This window comes from Pseudoalteromonas sp. 2CM28B (genome assembly GCF_023161935.1).
Genome location: NZ_JALNTH010000037.1, coordinates 49,727 through 67,116, shown reverse-complemented (window position 1 = coordinate 67,116; position 17,390 = coordinate 49,727). Strand labels below are relative to the sequence as shown.

General features: G+C 40.2%; 16 protein-coding genes, 1 tRNA gene and 1 pseudogene. 4 read left to right on the top strand and 14 right to left on the bottom strand.

From position 1 onward, the window contains the following. A tRNA-Pro gene (locus tag MTN96_RS30105) sits at positions 1 to 74 on the bottom strand. Positions 75 to 422: 348 nt separating this feature from the next. Here MTN96_RS30105 and folD point away from each other — a divergent pair. Then, entirely contained in the window at positions 423 to 1,277 is an 855-nt protein-coding gene (folD, locus tag MTN96_RS30100) for a bifunctional methylenetetrahydrofolate dehydrogenase/methenyltetrahydrofolate cyclohydrolase FolD (protein WP_036981898.1), read from the top strand. A 30-nt stretch (positions 1,278 to 1,307) separates the two neighbouring features. Here folD and MTN96_RS30095 read toward each other — a convergent pair whose 3' ends face one another. Beyond that, entirely contained in the window at positions 1,308 to 2,204 is an 897-nt protein-coding gene (locus tag MTN96_RS30095) for an EamA family transporter (RefSeq protein WP_069438642.1), read from the bottom strand. 188 nt (positions 2,205 to 2,392) lie between these two features. Then, positions 2,393 to 3,772, bottom strand: coding sequence for a cysteine--tRNA ligase (gene cysS, locus MTN96_RS30090; protein ID WP_069438643.1), 1,380 nt, complete (start codon positions 3,770 to 3,772; stop codon positions 2,393 to 2,395). 154 nt (positions 3,773 to 3,926) lie between these two features. Between cysS and MTN96_RS30085 the strand changes: the two genes are divergently transcribed. Both MTN96_RS30085 and MTN96_RS30080 read left to right on the top strand, forming a co-directional pair. Then, positions 3,927 to 4,418, top strand: a complete 492-nt coding sequence (locus MTN96_RS30085) for a peptidylprolyl isomerase (protein ID WP_008111051.1) — start codon at positions 3,927 to 3,929, stop codon at positions 4,416 to 4,418. A gap of 67 nt (positions 4,419 to 4,485) precedes the next feature. Further along, positions 4,486 to 5,220 carry a UDP-2,3-diacylglucosamine diphosphatase gene (locus MTN96_RS30080; protein WP_248533857.1) on the top strand — a complete coding sequence of 245 codons (735 nt, stop codon included), beginning with the start codon at positions 4,486 to 4,488 and terminating at the stop codon, positions 5,218 to 5,220. Positions 5,221 to 5,239: 19 nt separating this feature from the next. Here MTN96_RS30080 and MTN96_RS30075 read toward each other — a convergent pair whose 3' ends face one another. The 4 genes and pseudogenes from MTN96_RS30075 to miaE form a co-directional block, all read right to left on the bottom strand. Continuing rightward, on the bottom strand, positions 5,240 to 5,569 hold the full coding sequence (locus MTN96_RS30075) for an ATP-binding protein (protein WP_069438644.1): 330 nt from the start codon (positions 5,567 to 5,569) through the stop codon (positions 5,240 to 5,242). Between the two features lie 375 nt (positions 5,570 to 5,944). After that, on the bottom strand, positions 5,945 to 6,298 hold the full coding sequence (locus MTN96_RS30070) for a hypothetical protein (RefSeq protein WP_069438645.1): 354 nt from the start codon (positions 6,296 to 6,298) through the stop codon (positions 5,945 to 5,947). A 20-nt stretch (positions 6,299 to 6,318) separates the two neighbouring features. Continuing rightward, positions 6,319 to 6,623: pseudogene (locus MTN96_RS30065) on the bottom strand (DUF3369 domain-containing protein); the annotation flags it as partial. A gap of 171 nt (positions 6,624 to 6,794) precedes the next feature. After that, a complete protein-coding gene (miaE, locus tag MTN96_RS30060) occupies positions 6,795 to 7,565 on the bottom strand; it encodes a tRNA isopentenyl-2-thiomethyl-A-37 hydroxylase MiaE (protein ID WP_069438646.1) in 771 nt (256 codons plus the stop codon). A gap of 199 nt (positions 7,566 to 7,764) precedes the next feature. On the opposite strand from miaE, the gene MTN96_RS30055 reads away from it, so the two are divergent. Continuing rightward, a complete protein-coding gene (locus MTN96_RS30055; protein WP_036981893.1) occupies positions 7,765 to 8,364 on the top strand; it encodes a Yip1 family protein in 600 nt (199 codons plus the stop codon). An 87-nt stretch (positions 8,365 to 8,451) separates the two neighbouring features. On the opposite strand, the gene purF is transcribed toward MTN96_RS30055, so the two are convergent. From purF to MTN96_RS30020, 7 genes are all read right to left on the bottom strand, one after another. Next, positions 8,452 to 9,978: an amidophosphoribosyltransferase gene (gene purF / locus MTN96_RS30050; protein ID WP_013465461.1), complete on the bottom strand. Its 1,527-nt coding sequence runs from the start codon at positions 9,976 to 9,978 to the stop codon at positions 8,452 to 8,454. Between the two features lie 18 nt (positions 9,979 to 9,996). Continuing rightward, positions 9,997 to 10,491: a CvpA family protein gene (locus MTN96_RS30045; protein WP_008111063.1), complete on the bottom strand. Its 495-nt coding sequence runs from the start codon at positions 10,489 to 10,491 to the stop codon at positions 9,997 to 9,999. A 301-nt stretch (positions 10,492 to 10,792) separates the two neighbouring features. Beyond that, on the bottom strand, positions 10,793 to 11,419 hold the full coding sequence (locus MTN96_RS30040) for an SPOR domain-containing protein (RefSeq protein WP_036981892.1): 627 nt from the start codon (positions 11,417 to 11,419) through the stop codon (positions 10,793 to 10,795). Positions 11,420 to 11,430: 11 nt separating this feature from the next. After that, positions 11,431 to 12,696 (bottom strand): bifunctional tetrahydrofolate synthase/dihydrofolate synthase, encoded by a 1,266-nt coding sequence (folC, locus tag MTN96_RS30035; protein ID WP_248473605.1) that lies wholly within the window; start codon positions 12,694 to 12,696, stop codon positions 11,431 to 11,433. A gap of 25 nt (positions 12,697 to 12,721) precedes the next feature. Beyond that, positions 12,722 to 13,597, bottom strand: a complete 876-nt coding sequence (gene accD, locus MTN96_RS30030) for an acetyl-CoA carboxylase, carboxyltransferase subunit beta (protein ID WP_069438649.1) — start codon at positions 13,595 to 13,597, stop codon at positions 12,722 to 12,724. 176 nt (positions 13,598 to 13,773) lie between these two features. Next, positions 13,774 to 14,568, bottom strand: coding sequence for a tRNA pseudouridine(38-40) synthase TruA (gene truA / locus MTN96_RS30025; RefSeq protein ID WP_036981890.1), 795 nt, complete (start codon positions 14,566 to 14,568; stop codon positions 13,774 to 13,776). Between the two features lie 169 nt (positions 14,569 to 14,737). Next, a partial coding sequence (locus MTN96_RS30020) for a FimV/HubP family polar landmark protein (protein ID WP_282452135.1) occupies positions 14,738 to 17,390 on the bottom strand: 2,653 nt, incomplete at its 5' end.

The following is a 17,390-nucleotide window of genomic DNA, read 5'->3' as shown; positions in this document are numbered from 1 at the left end:
TCGGCGATGCAGGATTTGAACCTGCGACCCCTTGGACCCAAACCAAGTGCGCTACCAAACTGCGCTAATCGCCGATACTTACTATTGTCTGCGAGTGACCTCGTTGACAACGGGGTGCATAATAGTGATTTGACCGGGTTAGGTCAAACGTTTTTTTAAGAAAACAAATCAATTGCTCATTTTTAGTTCATAATGGTCAAATATTACGATATAGGGATAAATTTTAAACTCTTTTTTATAATTCGGGGGCTTATAATTTAAAAGCAACTTGGCGCTCAACCGCTTTTCTGCGAAAATAGTTGCCATATTAAAAAATGAGTAAGGTAAAGGTGTTTTTCTTTATCGGCATTTTAACCCCTATATATGCATTCGTTTTTTAAATGTATCGGTATCAAGTTAATTAACCTAATTAAAGGTCACCCATGACGGCAAACATCATTGATGGTAAAGCAGTAGCAAAACAAGTACGTAGCGCAGTGGCTGAACGAGTTTCAGAACGTGTTGCACAAAACCTAAGAGCCCCAGGATTAGCTGTGGTGCTGGTTGGACAAGACCCAGCAAGCCAAGTTTACGTTGGTTCAAAACGTAAAGCCTGTGAAGAGGTTGGTTTTATTTCTAAATCATTTGATTTACCCGCAGACACTACAGAGCAAGCACTATTAGCATTAATTGATGAATTGAATGTTGATGGCGAGGTTGACGGTATTTTAGTGCAACTTCCTTTACCTGCAGGCTTAGACGCGGAAAAAATTCTTGAGCGTATTACCCCGCATAAAGATGTCGATGGCTTTCATCCTTATAACATTGGTCGTTTGGCGCAGCGTATGCCAGCCCTTCGCCCATGTACACCTAAAGGTATTATCACCTTATTAGATTCAACTGGCGTGCGTTACAAAGGCATGCACGCAGTGGTTGTGGGCGCCTCTAATATTGTAGGTCGTCCTATGTCACTTGAACTGTTGTTAGCTGGCTGTACTACTACTGTTTGTCATAAGTTTACCCAAGATTTAGAAACCCATGTTCGCCGTGCTGATTTACTGGTTGTTGCCGTAGGCAAACCAGAGTTTATTCCTGGCGATTGGATAAAAGACGGTGCGATTGTTATTGATGTGGGTATTAACCGTTTGGACAGCGGTAAATTAGTGGGTGACGTTGAGTACGCCGTTGCAGAACAAAAAGCTGACTTTATTACTCCTGTACCAGGCGGTGTAGGCCCGATGACAGTTGCCAGCTTAATTGAAAATACATTAGAAGCGTGTGAGAAATATCACAGCTAATAAGCAAAAATAAAGCAATGAAGAGCCCGCTTAATTGCGGGCTTTTTGTATCATCATTCTACGTTTTATTAAGTCCAAGCCTTGTGGCAAAACCGAAAACACAATCATTAATAACATAATCGCGTACTGCCAATTTGCATATTGCTCGTTAATTAATATTCCTGCACATAAAATACCGGCAATTGGGTTGGCTATAGTGCCAAAAGTAAATTCAACTACTGACATTCGCCCTAATAACCAAACATATAGGATGTAAGCCAAAGCAGTGTTAGGTATCACCAGCCAAAATAACGCCAGCCATTGGGTGCTAGTTATTGATGCAGTTAAAAATTGATACTGCTGAGGAGCAAAATAAAAAGCTTGAACCATAGCGGCAATTGCTAGCAAGCTACCGCCAATGATTAACTGCCAGGTGAGTACCGTCCACCAGTGTACTTTAGCGGTTACTTTTTTTACCAGCGTACTGCCTATAACAATAGTTAATAGCGCCCCTAGCAGTGCCACTACTCCCAATATATTAAGTGCTACATGTTGTGGATCAAATAAGCGCCATGCTAAAACCACTAAAGCAAGGGCACAAAAACCTTGCACTAACGCAGGCCGTTGCCGTTTAACAAGCCAGGCATACAATAATGCCACTACCGGTACAGACACCATACCCACGCCTGCAATAGCTGCAGGTAGGTTAATTGCCATTACAAAAATAAAACTAAAAAATAGCGCAATATTAATCGTGCCGATTAAAAAGATACCAGGCCATTGCTTTGCTGTTGGCCAAGAAGGTTTAAATAACAACAATAATAAACCAGCAGGCAGTGCACGTATGGCCCCTAATAAAATTGGCGGCCACTCTGGGGTTGCGTATTTAGTTACCGCATAAGTTGTTCCCCATAAAAAAGCAGGGATCATGGCAAGTAAAATATTCATTAATTTTCCATTTTTAAACTGATGAATGCGAGTTTAAAACCTCAACCATAATTGAGGTCAAGAATATCAATTTTATTAAAAACATAATCAATTTAATGCAATTGATATAACCAAAAAAGGGTTACCCTATGGCAACCCTTTTTTTGTGATCCGCGCGTTATGGCTAAATCCGCAAAGGTTAATAACCTCTATGCTTTACGCCACGTTGTTTTTCCCGCTGAATCTTCAAGTATTACACCCAGTGCATTTAAAGCATCGCGAGCTTCATCTGCTGCAGCCCAATTTTTACTCGCACGTGCGTCATTACGTTTTACAATCAGTGCCTCAATTTCAGCCACTTCATCGTCGTTTTGACTGCCTTGTAAAAATGCCTCTGGTGCTTGTTGAGCAATACCAAGTATTTCACCTAAGCTACGTAGAATAAAGGCTAAATGTCCTGCTTTTTCGCTATCACTGTCTTTTACTCGATTTAGCTCTTTAGCAACTTCAAATACAACCGGTAATGCTTCTGGCGAATTAAAGTCATCATTCATAGCTTTTCTAAACTTAGCCACATACTCATTACCTTCAAGCTCACATTCAACTGGCTCAACACCACGTAATGCCGTGTAAATACGCTCAAGTGATGAACGTGCTTGGTCTAAGTTTTCTTGCGAGTAATTAAGCTGGCTGCGGTAATGGCCTGATATTAAAAAGTATCGAACCGACTCAGCGTCGTATTGTTTTAATACTTCACGGACAGTAAAAAAGTTATCTAACGATTTAGACATCTTCTCTTTGTTAACTTGTACCATACCGGTGTGGATCCAAGTATTAACGTATTGGCCGTTATTTGCACAGCATGATTGCGCAATTTCGTTTTCGTGATGTGGGAACTGTAAATCTGAACCACCACCATGAATATCAAAATGCTCTCCTAAGTGCTTTGAACTCATCGCTGAACATTCTATGTGCCAACCAGGGCGACCCTCACCCCAAGGTGATGACCACGACGGCTCCCCTGCTTTGGCTTTTTTCCATAAAACAAAGTCAAGTGGGTCGTCTTTATCTTGTGCGACTTCAACACGCGAACCTGATTGCAACATGGTTAAATCTTGTTGCGAAAGCGCCCCGTACTGCTCAAAGGTAGAAACATCAAACAATACATCACCATCGGCTGCAACATAAGCGTGGCCTTTGGCAATCAAACGCTCAACCATAGCAATAATTTCATCCATGTGGCCGGTTACGGTTGGCTCTATATCAGGACGTAGCATATTTAAACTGTCAAAGTCTTCATGCATAGCTTTAGTCATACGCACGGTTAAGTCGTTAATCGCCTCACCGTTTTCATTTGCGCGCTTGATAATTTTATCATCAACATCGGTAATATTACGTACATACTTTAAATCGTAACCTAAGTGGCGAAGGTAGCGAACAATTACATCAAAACCCACAAATGTGCGTGCATGGCCAATGTGACAGTAATCATAAATGGTGATACCACACACATACATGTCGATTTTTCCATCGACCATAGGTTTAAACTCTTCTTTTTGGCGTGTCAGTGTGTTGTATATTTGTACCATTTAGTTGCTTTCCTTCACGATTAACAGAAAAGCTATGTTACCACTTGCTAAGCACGGGCTCTAGCGGTTTATAACAAACCTAACATCTACTTTGTTAATCTGGGTCAACTACGATAAAATAGCGCCAATATTTAAACTAGCTATAGGAAACCTCATGGTTGTTCTACACACAAACTTTGGTGATATCACCATTAAAATGCACGAAAGCGAAGCTCCAAATACAGTAAAAAACTTTTTAGAGTATGCAAACTCAGGTTTTTATAACGGCACTATTTTTCACCGTGTAATTGATGGTTTTATGGTTCAAGGCGGTGGTTTTGCATCTGGCATGGAGCAAAAAGAAGTAAACGACCCAATTGAAAATGAAGCTAACAACGGCCTATCTAACAAAGTAGGTACTTTAGCAATGGCGCGTACGCCTGATCCACACTCAGCTACAGCGCAATTTTTCATTAACGTGAATAACAACGACTTTTTAAACCACAGCAGTGAAACATCACAAGGCTGGGGTTACTGTGTGTTTGCTGAAGTAGTGGAAGGCATGGACGTAGTAAATAAAATCAAAGGTGTTGCTACAGGTAGTAATGGTTTTCACCAAGATGTACCACTTGAAGATGTGGTAATTGAAAGTGTAACTGTAAGCTAAAACCTCCTTATTCTTCACAGAATACATAAAGCGGGTATTCACCCGCTTTTATTTAACTGGAATCACCATGACTCGCCAAACCTACTTTATTGCCGATTTACATTTGAGTGAAAATCGCCCAGATATTACAGCGGCATTTTTTAAATTTTTACACTCCCATATTGTTCCTCAAAAAGTAGACGCCCTATATATTTTAGGTGATTTTTTTGAAGTTTGGGTTGGTGACGATTATGTTAGCGAACTCTCAGCAGCAGTGGCAGAACAACTAAAAGCGGTTAATAACTTAGGTATTCCTATCTATTTTGTACACGGTAATCGCGACTTTATCATGCGAGAACAGTACGCCGATATGGCAGGAATGACCTTACTGAATGAGCAAACAGTGATCGACCTCTACGGCACTCCTACTGTCATTTTGCACGGTGATGAAATGTGTACCCAGGATGTTGAGTACCAAAAGTTTCGTCGAAAGAGCCGTGGTTGGTGGTGGCCTAAACTTATGCTTGCTATGCCATTGTGGTATCGTAAAAAAATAGCCCGTGATGCACGTGAAAAAAGTAAGCTCAGCCAAGCTAATAAGCCAATAGAAATACTGGATGTGGTGCAAAGCGCAGTACTCGAAACCTTCGCCAAACATAACGTGGCTAATATGATCCACGGCCATACTCACCGCTCTGATGTACATACCTATGAAGTTAATAACCAAACGCTTACTCGCACAGTATTGGGCGATTGGTATACTCAAGGATCGTATTTAGTGGTGACCCCTAATTTTCAAGAGTTAGTTTCGACCCCCTTGTAGGGTTTTTAGCCTTTATTGACTAATTGTAATGAGACTTTGCTTTTAAGTCAGGTAAAGTAATAATAAATTGTGTTTTAAAATAGGTATCGCTTTGTGGTTCTGAATGAAGTTTGATGTCCCCTTTTAAAACCTTGGTTACCCATTGATAAACTATATATAAACCTAAACCCGTGTTACCTCTAGCTGTAGTATAAAAGGGTTCAAATATATCTGCCTTTATCTCACCATTAGCATCTTTGCCATTATCTGACACGCTCAGCCTCACCCTATTATTAGTCGCTTGTTCGACTTTTATTTCTATTACACTCTCCTGCTTTTCATCAAAAGCATGGTTTAGCGCATTAACCACTGAGTTTTCGACCTCCTAAGAAATAATACCTGGCAAGCTAATTATATGTTTATTAAGTAAAAAACAGTTTTCACTTTTATTGGCGAATTTTTTAACCTGGAGTTTAATGACAATAATAGCTCTTCAATAATTTTTTCAATATCACATGCTATAAATTAATCATTATGGCGATCAATCGCCATTTTTTTTAAACTTTTTAACCTGAACTCTGGTTAAGAGATTTACTAACATATTGAATCAAAATGATATTTATTTTTATTTTCTCAAGCTAGAGATTTTTAGTGAAAACAAGGCGAAATTACGCGTCAATAGCTAGCCTATTGCAAGTAAATTCAACACAGTTAGCGCTGAAAATAGCTGCTTGAGATGGATTTATTATCCGGAGTTCAGGTTTTTTACTAATACGGCGGTTTTATTTAAATTAATTTTAGCCAGCGCTAGGCTCTCTCCAATACTTGTTGTAATACTTTCTAACGTTGATTTAGTCTGCCCCTGTTTCATCGCTTCATTTAATTTATTCAATGCCATATCTGCATTTGAAACAGAAATAACGGTTCCACCGATAGGCGTATTCATTTCATGAGCAACACCTGCCACGCGCAACCCTAATGAGGATAGTTTTTGCGCTTCAATTAACCCTTCTTGCAGTTGCTGCTGCTTAATTGTGGCATCAAGCTCACGGTTAACGATATCTAGTTCTATCTTTTCAATTTGTAATTTATGTGACAAGGCTAATAGCTGATTTTGAAACTGCTAATTTCTTTAAGCACAGCATAGGAAAGAGGCCATATCGTGCTTACCGTTAATACTTCTAGATGCTCCAAGCACCAGCTATAAACCTTGCTTAGCTGACCTAATTTGTGAAATATACTCCCATATACGTATGTTACTATTAACAATTGATTGCAGCTTATCTGCTGTAATATCTGATTTATTCCAGTATTCATCGATATCGAGCATTTTCATGATATCGCTCTCTACCGATGACCTCTCGAATAGTATTCACTAAACGCAGACCCGAGTCATCCTCCTCCATCACCACATCTATAAATAAGGTATGGCCCTTTTATTAAAATGAATTACAAAGCAATATAGATCGTTGATAACTCAAAATTCGACTTGCTTAAATATTAGGAGAGAGTTTTGGAAGTGTCTAATTTAAAAATAATTTTGATACTAAAGTATGTGCTACAACAACATAACGCATTTGTAGCACTCAAGTATACTAAGCACTTTTACTTAACGGTGTTCCACTGTGAAACTTAAAGTCTTCGTCATCAGATAAAATTAACTGTGCTTCTATTTCAGCAAATTCTTTTACCCGCTCGGTAATATCAAAATCAGCAATGTCTTGAGCAAGGGTTAAATAATCTTGGTAATGACGTGCCTCAGAGCGCAGCAATGAAATATAAAAATCCCCTAAGCGTTTATCTACATGCGGGGCAAGCTTGGCAAAACGTTCACACGAGCGAGCTTCTATGTAAGCACCTACAATAAGCTTATCAACTAAGGCATTAGGCTCAAACGTTTTAACATTGCGTAGCATGCCTTTGGCATAACGACATGGCGTTATACTTTTATATTCAACACCGTATTCATCCATAATTTCGAGGACTTGATAGAAATGATGCAGCTCTTCTTTTATCAGCATTACCATTTTATCAATTAAATCTTGGCCATAAGGCGAGTTAGATTTAGGGATAATGGATTTAGTGAGTTTATTTTTAGCCGCTAAATCACGCCAATTTCCCTCACGTTTATAAATAAGCGTTTCAAACGGTTTAAGCCATTCAAGCAGTGCATCACTGCTGTCTTTATCTACCGCATACTTACGAATTAAAAACATGGCACTTTGCGCCGCTTTTAATTCACATATTAAGTGATCAATTAATATGATGGGTAAGTTTTCTTTTTTGATTGCTTGTTCAACCCACTCATCGGGAGTACTGCATAATAAAAAATTGTTAATTGGTTCTAAAAGCTGGCTATGTGGCACGCTGACTACTCATTGCTAAAAATTGCGATTATGGCATTTTAACATGAAATATTACGCTGAATAAAATAAACACTCGCTCTTATTGCAAGCATGTGGATAACTTGACTTTGTATACTTACTGAACCATAACTAAATGGACTGTATAAAAACAAACCAATTATAACCAAACAGTAATATATCCTTTTATGGAGAGCACGCAATGATACTAAATCACCTATGGGGCTTATACGCCCACCCACTCGAAGAATGGCAAACAATTGATAACCGTCACGAAAGCTTAACCTATAGCTTATCGCATATTTTGCTTATCGCTTTATTTCCCTCAGCAATGGGGTACTACTCATCGGTTTACTTAGGCTGGAGTATAGGTACAGGTAATCCAGTATTTTTAACCCATGAAAGCGCACTGATGATTGCCGCAGCCATGTATTTCGCTTTAATTGGCGGTGTATTTGCGCTGGCCTACTTAGCGCATTGGATGGCGGTTACTTTTGGTGCTAAACCGACTTTTACCCAAACAATTGAGCTAGCAGCTTATACCGCAACACCGGTGTTTATGTCGGCATTGGCCGCTTTTTGGCCTGAGCTGTGGTTTGTGGTGTGTGTTGGGTTAGTGGCCCTGGCCTACTCAGTTTATTTACTGTACACCGGCGTGCCAATTTTGATGCACATTCCACAGGAGCGCGGCTTTATTTATGCAAGCTCTGTTGTTACATGCGGGTTAATTTTACTGGTTATTATATTAGCGCTTACCGCTATGCTATGGACCAACGGTATTATCAGCCCCATGTTTACTTAAATATTCCTTTATCATAAACGCAAAAAAGGAGCTGTTAAGCTCCTTTTTTTATTAGCCTTAAAATACTATCAGGCTAACATTACATTATTAATCAGATTCGTTTTCATCTTGATTATGTATTTCTAAACCAGATGACATCGCGTTTTCACGGATGCTTTTAGCTGAATCGTTGCGCAGCTTATCTATACGGTTTAAGTAATCTTGATCAATGTCGCCAGTAATGTATTGTCCGTCAAACACTGATGTTTCAAACTTAGTGATCTCTGGGTTTTCTTGGCTAACGGCAGCAATTAAATCGCTTAACGATTGAAAGATTAAACCATCAGAGCTAATGCTTTGGTTAATATCTTCTACTTCACGGCCGTGTGCAATAAGTTCTGCCGCAGATGGCATATCTATACCGTATACATTTGGAAAGCGTATTTCAGGTGCTGCTGATGCAAAGTAAACATTTTTAGCGCCTGACTCGCGTGCCATCTCTACAATTTGTGCTGAGGTGGTACCACGTACAATTGAGTCATCAACAAGTAGGACATTTTTACCTTTAAACTCACGGTCAATCGCATTGAGTTTTTGGCGAACTGATTTTTTACGTAGCTCTTGACCTGGCATAATGAACGTACGGCCAATATAGCGGTTTTTAACAAAGCCTTGGCGATACGGTAAGTCAAGCACGCGTGCCATTTCTAATGCAATATCACACGAGGTTTCAGGAATAGGAATAACCACATCAATGTCTTTGTCTGCCCATTCACGCGCTACTTTTTCACCTAACTTAGTCCCCATATTTACACGCGCTGCATACACTGACATACGGTCAATGGTTGAATCCGGTCGCGCAAAATAAACAAATTCAAAAATACACGGTGAGTAAGACACTTTATCTGCACAGCTTAAAGAGTGAAACTCTCCATTTTCAGTAACATAGATAGCTTCGCCTGGGGCAACGTCACGAACAAATTCAAAACCGTCAGGCTTTAATGCTACGCTTTCTGAGGCAAACATGTATTCAGTGCCGTTTGCTGATTCACGTTTACCAAACACCAATGGACGAATACCGTTTGGATCGCGAAACGCCACAATACCATGACCGATAATCATGGCGATAGTGGCATAACCGCCACTTACTTTATTGTTGACTTCAGTAACCGCGGTGAAAATGTCTTCAGGGTCTAATTTTAGTTTGTCTGATTTACTTAGCTCATGCGCCATGATGTTAAGTAAAATTTCAGAATCAGAAGTCGTATTAACATGGCGACGTGCCTCTGAAAATAACTGCTCTTTTAACGACTCGGCATTGGTTAAGTTACCATTATGTGCAAGCGCTATACCAAATGGAGAGTTTACATAAAACGGCTGAGCCTCTGACGAGCTTGAAGAACCCGCCGTTGGGTAGCGCACATGGCCAATGCCAATGTTGCCTTGCAAACGTTTCATATGACGAGTGTGAAATACATCTTTCACTAGGCCATTTGCTTTGCGCAAGCTAAATGTATTGTTCTCAATAGTTATGATACCCGCAGCATCTTGGCCACGGTGTTGCAAAACGGTTAAGCCATCATAAATCGCCTGATTAACTGGCGATGTTCCGACTATTCCAACGATACCACACATGTAATTTATCCTCGCCGATTAACGGTTTACTGAATTTAAAAAGCTCGAGTTGTTTTCTAGGTACGAAAAGAACCATTCAACTACAAAGCCAAATTCTGGAATCAAAATGGAGTTGCCCCACCAATGCGTATTAGGCGCACCAGTAAAAGCATCAAGAAAGAAGAGTAACGCGCTCACGACCAACACGCCTCGAAGAGCACCAAACACCACACCAAAAACACGGTCTGTGCCGGATAATCCGGTTCGCTGTACAAGCTCACCTAAAATATAGTTTAGTAAACCGCCTAACAATAGCGTCGCAAAGAATAATATGGCAATGGCCGCCGCATTTCTTAAAAGGGGTTCAGAAATGGATGTTAGGAAGGAAGCTAAATATTGATAAAATAAGCTGGAGATGATGAAAGCCCCTGCCCATACCGCTAATGACATAGCTTCTTTAACAAAGCCGCGTATTAAACCGATGATGGTAGAGAGTGCAATAATGCCAATAATGGCGTAATCAACCCAGATCATAAGAACCAATTAGTCGCTAATTTTGGGCGCATTCTATACCTAAACCTCCTTGTGATGCAAGTTTAAGCGTGAGATTACAGGTGAGTAAACACACACCATTATTAGATTAAAAATAGCGCAGATTCACCGTTATAAAAACAACAAACATTTTGTTTATAGCGCATCTATTTTGCTATTTTTGTGTGGGCATTGATAAGTAAAGTTAGCGAGCTAAAATGGGATAAAGGTCTAGTTAAACGTATAAAATAAGACGAGGTAAGTGTGTAATATCTTGCGATAAACACACTTCCTTTTATTGAATTTATTTGGTCACTTCAAATTGAGTAACTTTACCGTTTAGTTTAGTTAGCTCTTTCAGCGCGGGAAGTTGAGACTGCAGCTCATTTTTATTTAATGACGGTCCTACAAATACTTTAGTTAAAGTACCATTTGGCGTTTTAATTGGCCTAGTAAAGCTTTTAAAACCTTTCGTTTTTAGCTTTGCCTGCAACGCTTTTACATTTGCCGCATGAGAAAAACTACCAAGCTGAATGACATACGCCATACTTGTTAAGTTTTCATTAGTATTACGCGTAGCGTTATTTTGCCCGGTAGTTACTGTGCCTTGCTTTGTATCGGCTATGACCGCTTCAACCATTGCTGGCTGTGCAGTAACGTCAGTTTCAGCAGAGCTGTTTTGTTGCTCAAATGCAGCATCATCAGGCTGAATATCTTCAATTTCATCCTCTTTTAATGGTTCTGTATTTGCCACTTGCTGATCAATTGATTCTTGTAAATCAATGGTTTTGAACTCAGAGCGTTCTGGAATCGCTTTAAAGCCTTCTTTATAGTGCGCTTTTTCACCATCGAGTATATTGGGAATAAACACAATTGCTGCGATCACCACAATACTTGTACCGACTAAGCGATTAATAAAACCTGAGTTCACCGACATCCTCTCTATTTTTTAAAGTAATGAATAGCGCCAGCCACGGTAAAAAATGAACCAAATACAATTAATAGTGTGTTACTTGGCTGGTTTGGCAAGATAGTATCCAATGCTGCCTCTACGCTATTATAACCCTGTTTAAAATAACTATTAGGAATACTTAAAAGTGCCTGATGTAGATTAGCAGCGCTATCGCCGCGTGGGCCCTCTAAGCTCGCAAACGACCATTCATCTACTACATCACTAACTTCTTTAAGCACACCGACCTTATCTTTATCAGCAAGCATAGCGGCTAATGCATGAATTTTAAAGCCTTTATCTTTATAGCTTGCTAATTTAGTCGCTAAATAGCGAGCTGATTCAGGGTTATGTGCCACATCGGTATACACTAATGGCTCTGCACTTAGTTGTTGAAAACGTCCCTCAACGACTAAGTTCACTAAACACTGAGTAATCACCTCATCGCTCGGTAATAAGTTTAATACCGATAGTGCGGTTAGTGCCGTGGCTACATTTTGACATGGAATTGCTGGTTTAGGTAACTCAAGATTATGCTCTTTAAATTGCCAACTAAAACTCTGCGCGTGCTCTTTAAAAATAAAGTCGCTGCCAGATAACACCATATTAGCGTTAATTTCTTTACCATAATCGGTCATTGTATGCGGAATATTTAAGTCCCCAATAATTGCAGGAGTACTCTCTCGAAAAATACCCGCTTTGTCATAAGCAACTAATTCACGCGTGTCACCTAAGTATTCTTTATGATCTAAGTCAATCGTGGTAATGATGCTGGCATAGGGGGTAACAATATTGGTCGCGTCAAAACGCCCGCCTAAACCTACCTCTAACAGCACGTAATCAACCTCTAAACGCTTGAATATTGCTAACGCGCCTAAGGTGCCATATTCAAAATAAGTCAGTGGGGTGTCACCACGACCTTGTTCTAATAAATTAAACGCATCGACATGGTATTGATCATCAAGCTCTGCGCCATTAACGCGCACTCGCTCGTTGTATCGAATTAAATGAGGGGAGGCATACGTACCTACGCTGTAACCTTGCGCAAGTAATAACGATTCTAAACAGCGCGCAGTTGTGCCTTTGCCGTTTGTGCCGCCAATAAGAATAATTTTGCTGGAAGTGTTTAATAAGCCAATGTTGTTTGCAACAGTAGCGACGCGTTCAAGTCCCATCTCTATATTTGCAGGGTGAACACTTTCTAAATAACAAAGCCAATCATCAAGGCTTGATGATTGGCTAGGAATTGTTTTTGTCATAGCATGTAATCAGTAAAGCTGAAATTTACGCTACTCTATGCTCTTGTTCCGTAGAAGGCAAGTTCATAAATTTAGCAAGTACGCGTGCTAGCGTATCGCGCATTTCTCGACGATCTATAATCATGTCGATTGCGCCATGTTCTAACAAGAATTCACTGCGTTGGAAACCCTCTGGTAGCGTTTCGCGAACAGTTTGTTCAATAACACGCGGACCGGCAAAACCAATCAAAGCCTTAGGCTCTGCAACGTTAATATCACCAAGCATTGCCAATGATGCTGATACACCACCCATTGTTGGATCTGTCATTACAGAAATAAACGGTAGGCCTTTTTCAGTCATTTTAGCCAGTGCCGCACTGGTTTTAGCCATTTGCATAAGTGACATAAGGGCTTCTTGCATACGTGCACCGCCCGATGCAGAAAAACAAATCAGCGGCATATTATGCTCTAAACATTGGTCAACCGCGTCAACAAAACGGGCACCCACTACCGATGCCATTGAGCCACCCATAAATGAGAATTCAAATGCAACAGCAGCAACCGGAATACCTTTTAGGTTCCCTTTCATTGCGACAAGCGCGTCTTTTTCACCGCTTGACTTTTGAGCTGCATTGATACGATCTGAGTATTTTTTTGAGTCTCTAAATTTAAGCACATCTTTAGGTTCGTGTTGGGCACCTAACTCGTGACGATCGCCTTCATCTAAAAACTGTTCAAGACGTTTACGACCACTAACACGCATATGATGATCGCATTTAGGGCATACGTTCAGTGATTTTTCTAATTCTGCTTTATATAAAATTGAATCACATGACGTACACTTAGCCCATACACCTTCTGGAATTTCTTTACGACCTGAAGACTTAGTCGTTTTTGGTAAGATTTTTTCTAGCCAACTCATTTGCAACTCTCTTAATGCTGTTCTGTGTCGCGGGTCTACATGTTAACCATGCAAACAAATTTTTCCAATTAAAACATGAATTACGCTGTCACGGTATAAAAAACTGGTCTTAGTAGTTAGCAATACGAATAACAGCGTATAAATTTAGCCTCAAAATATACGCATCTCGTTACTTATCAAATATCACTATCGGCTAAAAACAATGGTCCTAGCGGCGTTCTAGGGATATTAAAATGTTCTGGATAATCAACATCCACTAAATATAAACCTGCTGCTTTTGCTGTAGCACTCGCTTTAGCTCGCTCTTTAACATCTAGCAGCTCTTTTAACCAAATTGGTTCATGTTTATGTAAGCCAATATCCATTAAACAACCCGTAATATTACGTACCATATGGTGTAAAAACGCATTAGCTTTAATATCAATAATGACATAAGCACCTTGGCGCTGTACCGATAAATGATGAATCGTTCGCGTTGCCGTATTAGCTTGGCAGTGCAGCGCTCTAAACGAGGTAAAGTCATGCTCACCTAGTAAATATTGACACGCCTGCTGCATTTTCATTTCATCTAATGGGTGATGAAAATGTGTAACACCTTCATTTAATACCGCACCACGAAACGCATAATTGTAAATAACATAACGATAACGACGAGCAGTTGCACTAAAGCGGGCATGAAAGTCTTCCGCCACAGGTTGTGCAAAACGAATAGCAATATCTTTGGGTAATAAGGTGTTCATGCCTAATGTAAAGGCCACCATTTCACGCTCAGCATGTGTATCAAAATGCACTACTTGTCCAGTGCCATGTACACCGGCATCGGTACGCCCTGCACATACAATTTCAACTGGATGATTACAAATGCGCGACAACGCTTTTTCTACTTCTTGTTGTACACTATTTACGTGTGATTGACGCTGCCAACCACTGTAACGTGCGCCATTGTATTCTACTCCAAGTGCTACTCGCATAATTACTGCTTTACCTACTGTGCTAATCGACGCTGCATTTTATGCTATATGGCGTTCCAATAAAAGCAGCGAACTAAGGTTCCTAACTATGCGATACAAAAAACCCGTTATTAGTGTTAGCCAATAACGGGTTTTACAGCTCAGATATCCTTTTCAGGATTAGCTATTGTTAGTTTTTCAGCTTAGCTTTTAGATTTTGTGCTTCTTCTTGCACATCGTCTGGGCCATTATTAATAATCTCATCTAAGATTTTAACTGCCGAGTCAGCATCATCTATCTCTATATATGCGTGAGCAAGATCAAGCTTTGCCGAGTAACCACCACTTTGAGTATCGACATCCATAGGGTTATCACCAGCAAGTAATGAATCGTAGTCACCCAAACCAACATCCATATCGACGTCGGTGTAGGGCTCGTGATCTATATCCGCATCATCACTTTGCTCAAGTAATGCATCTATATCAACAAAGTCATCTTGATCTAATGGCTCAGTAACCTCAGGTTGCTCAATGAGCTCTTGCAACGATGGTGCTTTATCATCAGCTAAATCTTCATTAAGTAAGCTATTAAAATCAACATTGAATTCACTGCTGTTGCTTAAATCAACATCATCAGGTTCAGCCAACTCATTCAGTAATGAATCAAAATCTGTTTGTGTTAAATCAGCCATGAACTCATCATCTAGTTCATCATCTGAAATCATTTCTGATTCTGACGGTACTGACGTTTGCGTTAAATCAGCTTCACGATCAGCATTTGTTTGCTGATCGGTAAATTCAGCTGACTCTGTTAACGCATCAAATTGATCATCGTCAAAATCATCATTAGAGCTAACAACTTGCTCATCTGCAGCTTGTTCAGTCAGATCTGCAGACTCTGAAATATCATTACCTAAAGCTTGCTCTATATCTAACTCTGAAAACTCATTGTTAAGTAACAGCTCATCATCAAACTCATCTTCTAAACTATCGAGGTCGTTACCTGCTGATAGAGCATTAGCAAGATCTTGCTCTGCTTGGCTGGGTGACATGCCTGTGGCATCACCATCTAAATTATCACCTTGTAGCTCTTCTGGGGTTAGTGATTGTTGTTCCTCATCAGATAAAGGCAGTTCATCATCCAGCTCTAACTCAGGATACTCCCCAAGTTCTTCACTTGGGGTGATTATTTCAGGCTCATATAGCTCATCGTCTTCTGACGATAAATCGTTGCTTTGGATATCGCCAGCAAGCGGATCATCGCCTAAATCAATTTCCTCTTCATCAAGATCATCGTCTAAGTCATCCATTGACCAATCAGGTACTTGTTCATCCTCATCGCCTGTTAGCTCAAGCTCACTTAAAAGATTATCAACACTTTTGAAGTTTTCATCATCGTATTCGTCAGGCGCATCTTCTGGGTCGAGTAAGGTTGAAGACGTATCGGTTAAATCATCTTCTGATCCAACATCAGGCGCTGCTTCAAGCCCTGGTTCGGCTTCAAGCCCTGGCTCTGCTTCAAGTTCTGGCTCTGTTTCTGATTCAGATTGCTCATCTAAGCCATCAACTGACCAATCAGGTGCCTCTACATAATCATCACTTGTTTGTTCTAACTCGCTCAGTAGCTCATCAGCGCTATCGAGATTTTCATCGTTGTACTCATCAAGCGCGTCTTCTAGATCGAGTAAATTAGATGACGTATCAGTAAAATCATCTTCTGATTCAACATCAAGTTCAGGCTCTGCTGCAATTTCTTGCTCTGCTTCAGTTTCTGGCTCGGGCTCAGGCTCAGGCTCAGGCTCAGGCTCAGGCTCAGCAAAAGATGAAGCGATAGATTCTACATCTTCACTATTTAACTCTTCTTGCGCGTCAGTTAAATCTTCAATTGAGTCCGCTAATGCATGATCTATTTCAGAATCATGAACATCACTTTCAGGTTGCTCTGTATCTAGTACATCGCCAATATCTACTTCGTCTTCATCAATTAAGCTGTCAATATCTGGCTCTTCAGTTTGAGCTTCAGTAGTTGGTTGTTCAGCATCGAGCAATTCATCAATATCAACTTCATCGTCTTCATCAACTAAGCTGTCGATATCCGCGTCTTTACTCTCTACATTAGCGGGTTGCTCTGCATCGAGTAAATCGTCAATATCAAATTCGTCATCTTCATCAACTAAGCTGTCAATATCCGCGTCTTTACTCTCTACATTAGCGGGTTGCTCTGCATCGAGTAAATCGTCAATATCAAATTCGTCATTTTCATCAACTAAGCTGTCAATATCGGTTTCTTCACTCTGTGCAGTAGCGGGTTGCTCTGCATCGAGTAAATCGTCAATATCAACTTCATCGTCTTCATCAACTAAGCTGTCAATATCCGCGTCTTTACTCTCTACATTAGCGGGTTGCTCTGCATCGAGTAAATCGTCAATATCAAATTCGCCATCTTCATCAACTAAGCTGTCAATATCGGTTTCTTCACTCTCTGCAGTAGCGGGTTGCTCTGCATCGAGTAAATCGTCAATATCAAATTCGTCATTTTCATCAACTAAGCTGTCAATATCCGCGTCTTTACTCTCTACATTAGCGGGTTGCTCTGCATCGAGTAAATCGTCAATATCAAATTCGTCATCTTCATCAACTAAGCTGTCAATATCCGCGCCTTTACTCTCTACATTAGCTGGTTGCTCTACATCGAGTAAATCGTCAATATCAAATTCGTCATCTTCATCAACTAAGCTGTCAATATCCGCGTCTTTACTCTCTACATTAGCGGGTTGCTCTGCATCGAGTAAATCGTCAATATCAAATTCGTCATCTTCATCAACTAAGCTGTCAATATCCGCG

Coding starts and splice junctions, on each gene's coding strand:
- purF (WP_013465461.1), bottom strand. CDS start 9,978: ATGTGTGGTATCGTTGGAATAGTCGGAACATCGCCAGTTAATCAGGCG.
- folD (WP_036981898.1), top strand. CDS start 423: ATGACGGCAAACATCATTGATGGTAAAGCAGTAGCAAAACAAGTACGT.
- MTN96_RS30095 (WP_069438642.1), bottom strand. CDS start 2,204: ATGAATATTTTACTTGCCATGATCCCTGCTTTTTTATGGGGAACAACT.
- MTN96_RS30085 (WP_008111051.1), top strand. CDS start 3,927: ATGGTTGTTCTACACACAAACTTTGGTGATATCACCATTAAAATGCAC.
- folC (WP_248473605.1), bottom strand. CDS start 12,696: ATGACAAAAACAATTCCTAGCCAATCATCAAGCCTTGATGATTGGCTT.
- MTN96_RS30080 (WP_248533857.1), top strand. CDS start 4,486: ATGACTCGCCAAACCTACTTTATTGCCGATTTACATTTGAGTGAAAAT.
- cysS (WP_069438643.1), bottom strand. CDS start 3,772: ATGGTACAAATATACAACACACTGACACGCCAAAAAGAAGAGTTTAAA.
- accD (WP_069438649.1), bottom strand. CDS start 13,597: ATGAGTTGGCTAGAAAAAATCTTACCAAAAACGACTAAGTCTTCAGGT.
- MTN96_RS30055 (WP_036981893.1), top strand. CDS start 7,765: ATGATACTAAATCACCTATGGGGCTTATACGCCCACCCACTCGAAGAA.
- MTN96_RS30045 (WP_008111063.1), bottom strand. CDS start 10,491: ATGATCTGGGTTGATTACGCCATTATTGGCATTATTGCACTCTCTACC.
- truA (WP_036981890.1), bottom strand. CDS start 14,568: ATGCGAGTAGCACTTGGAGTAGAATACAATGGCGCACGTTACAGTGGT.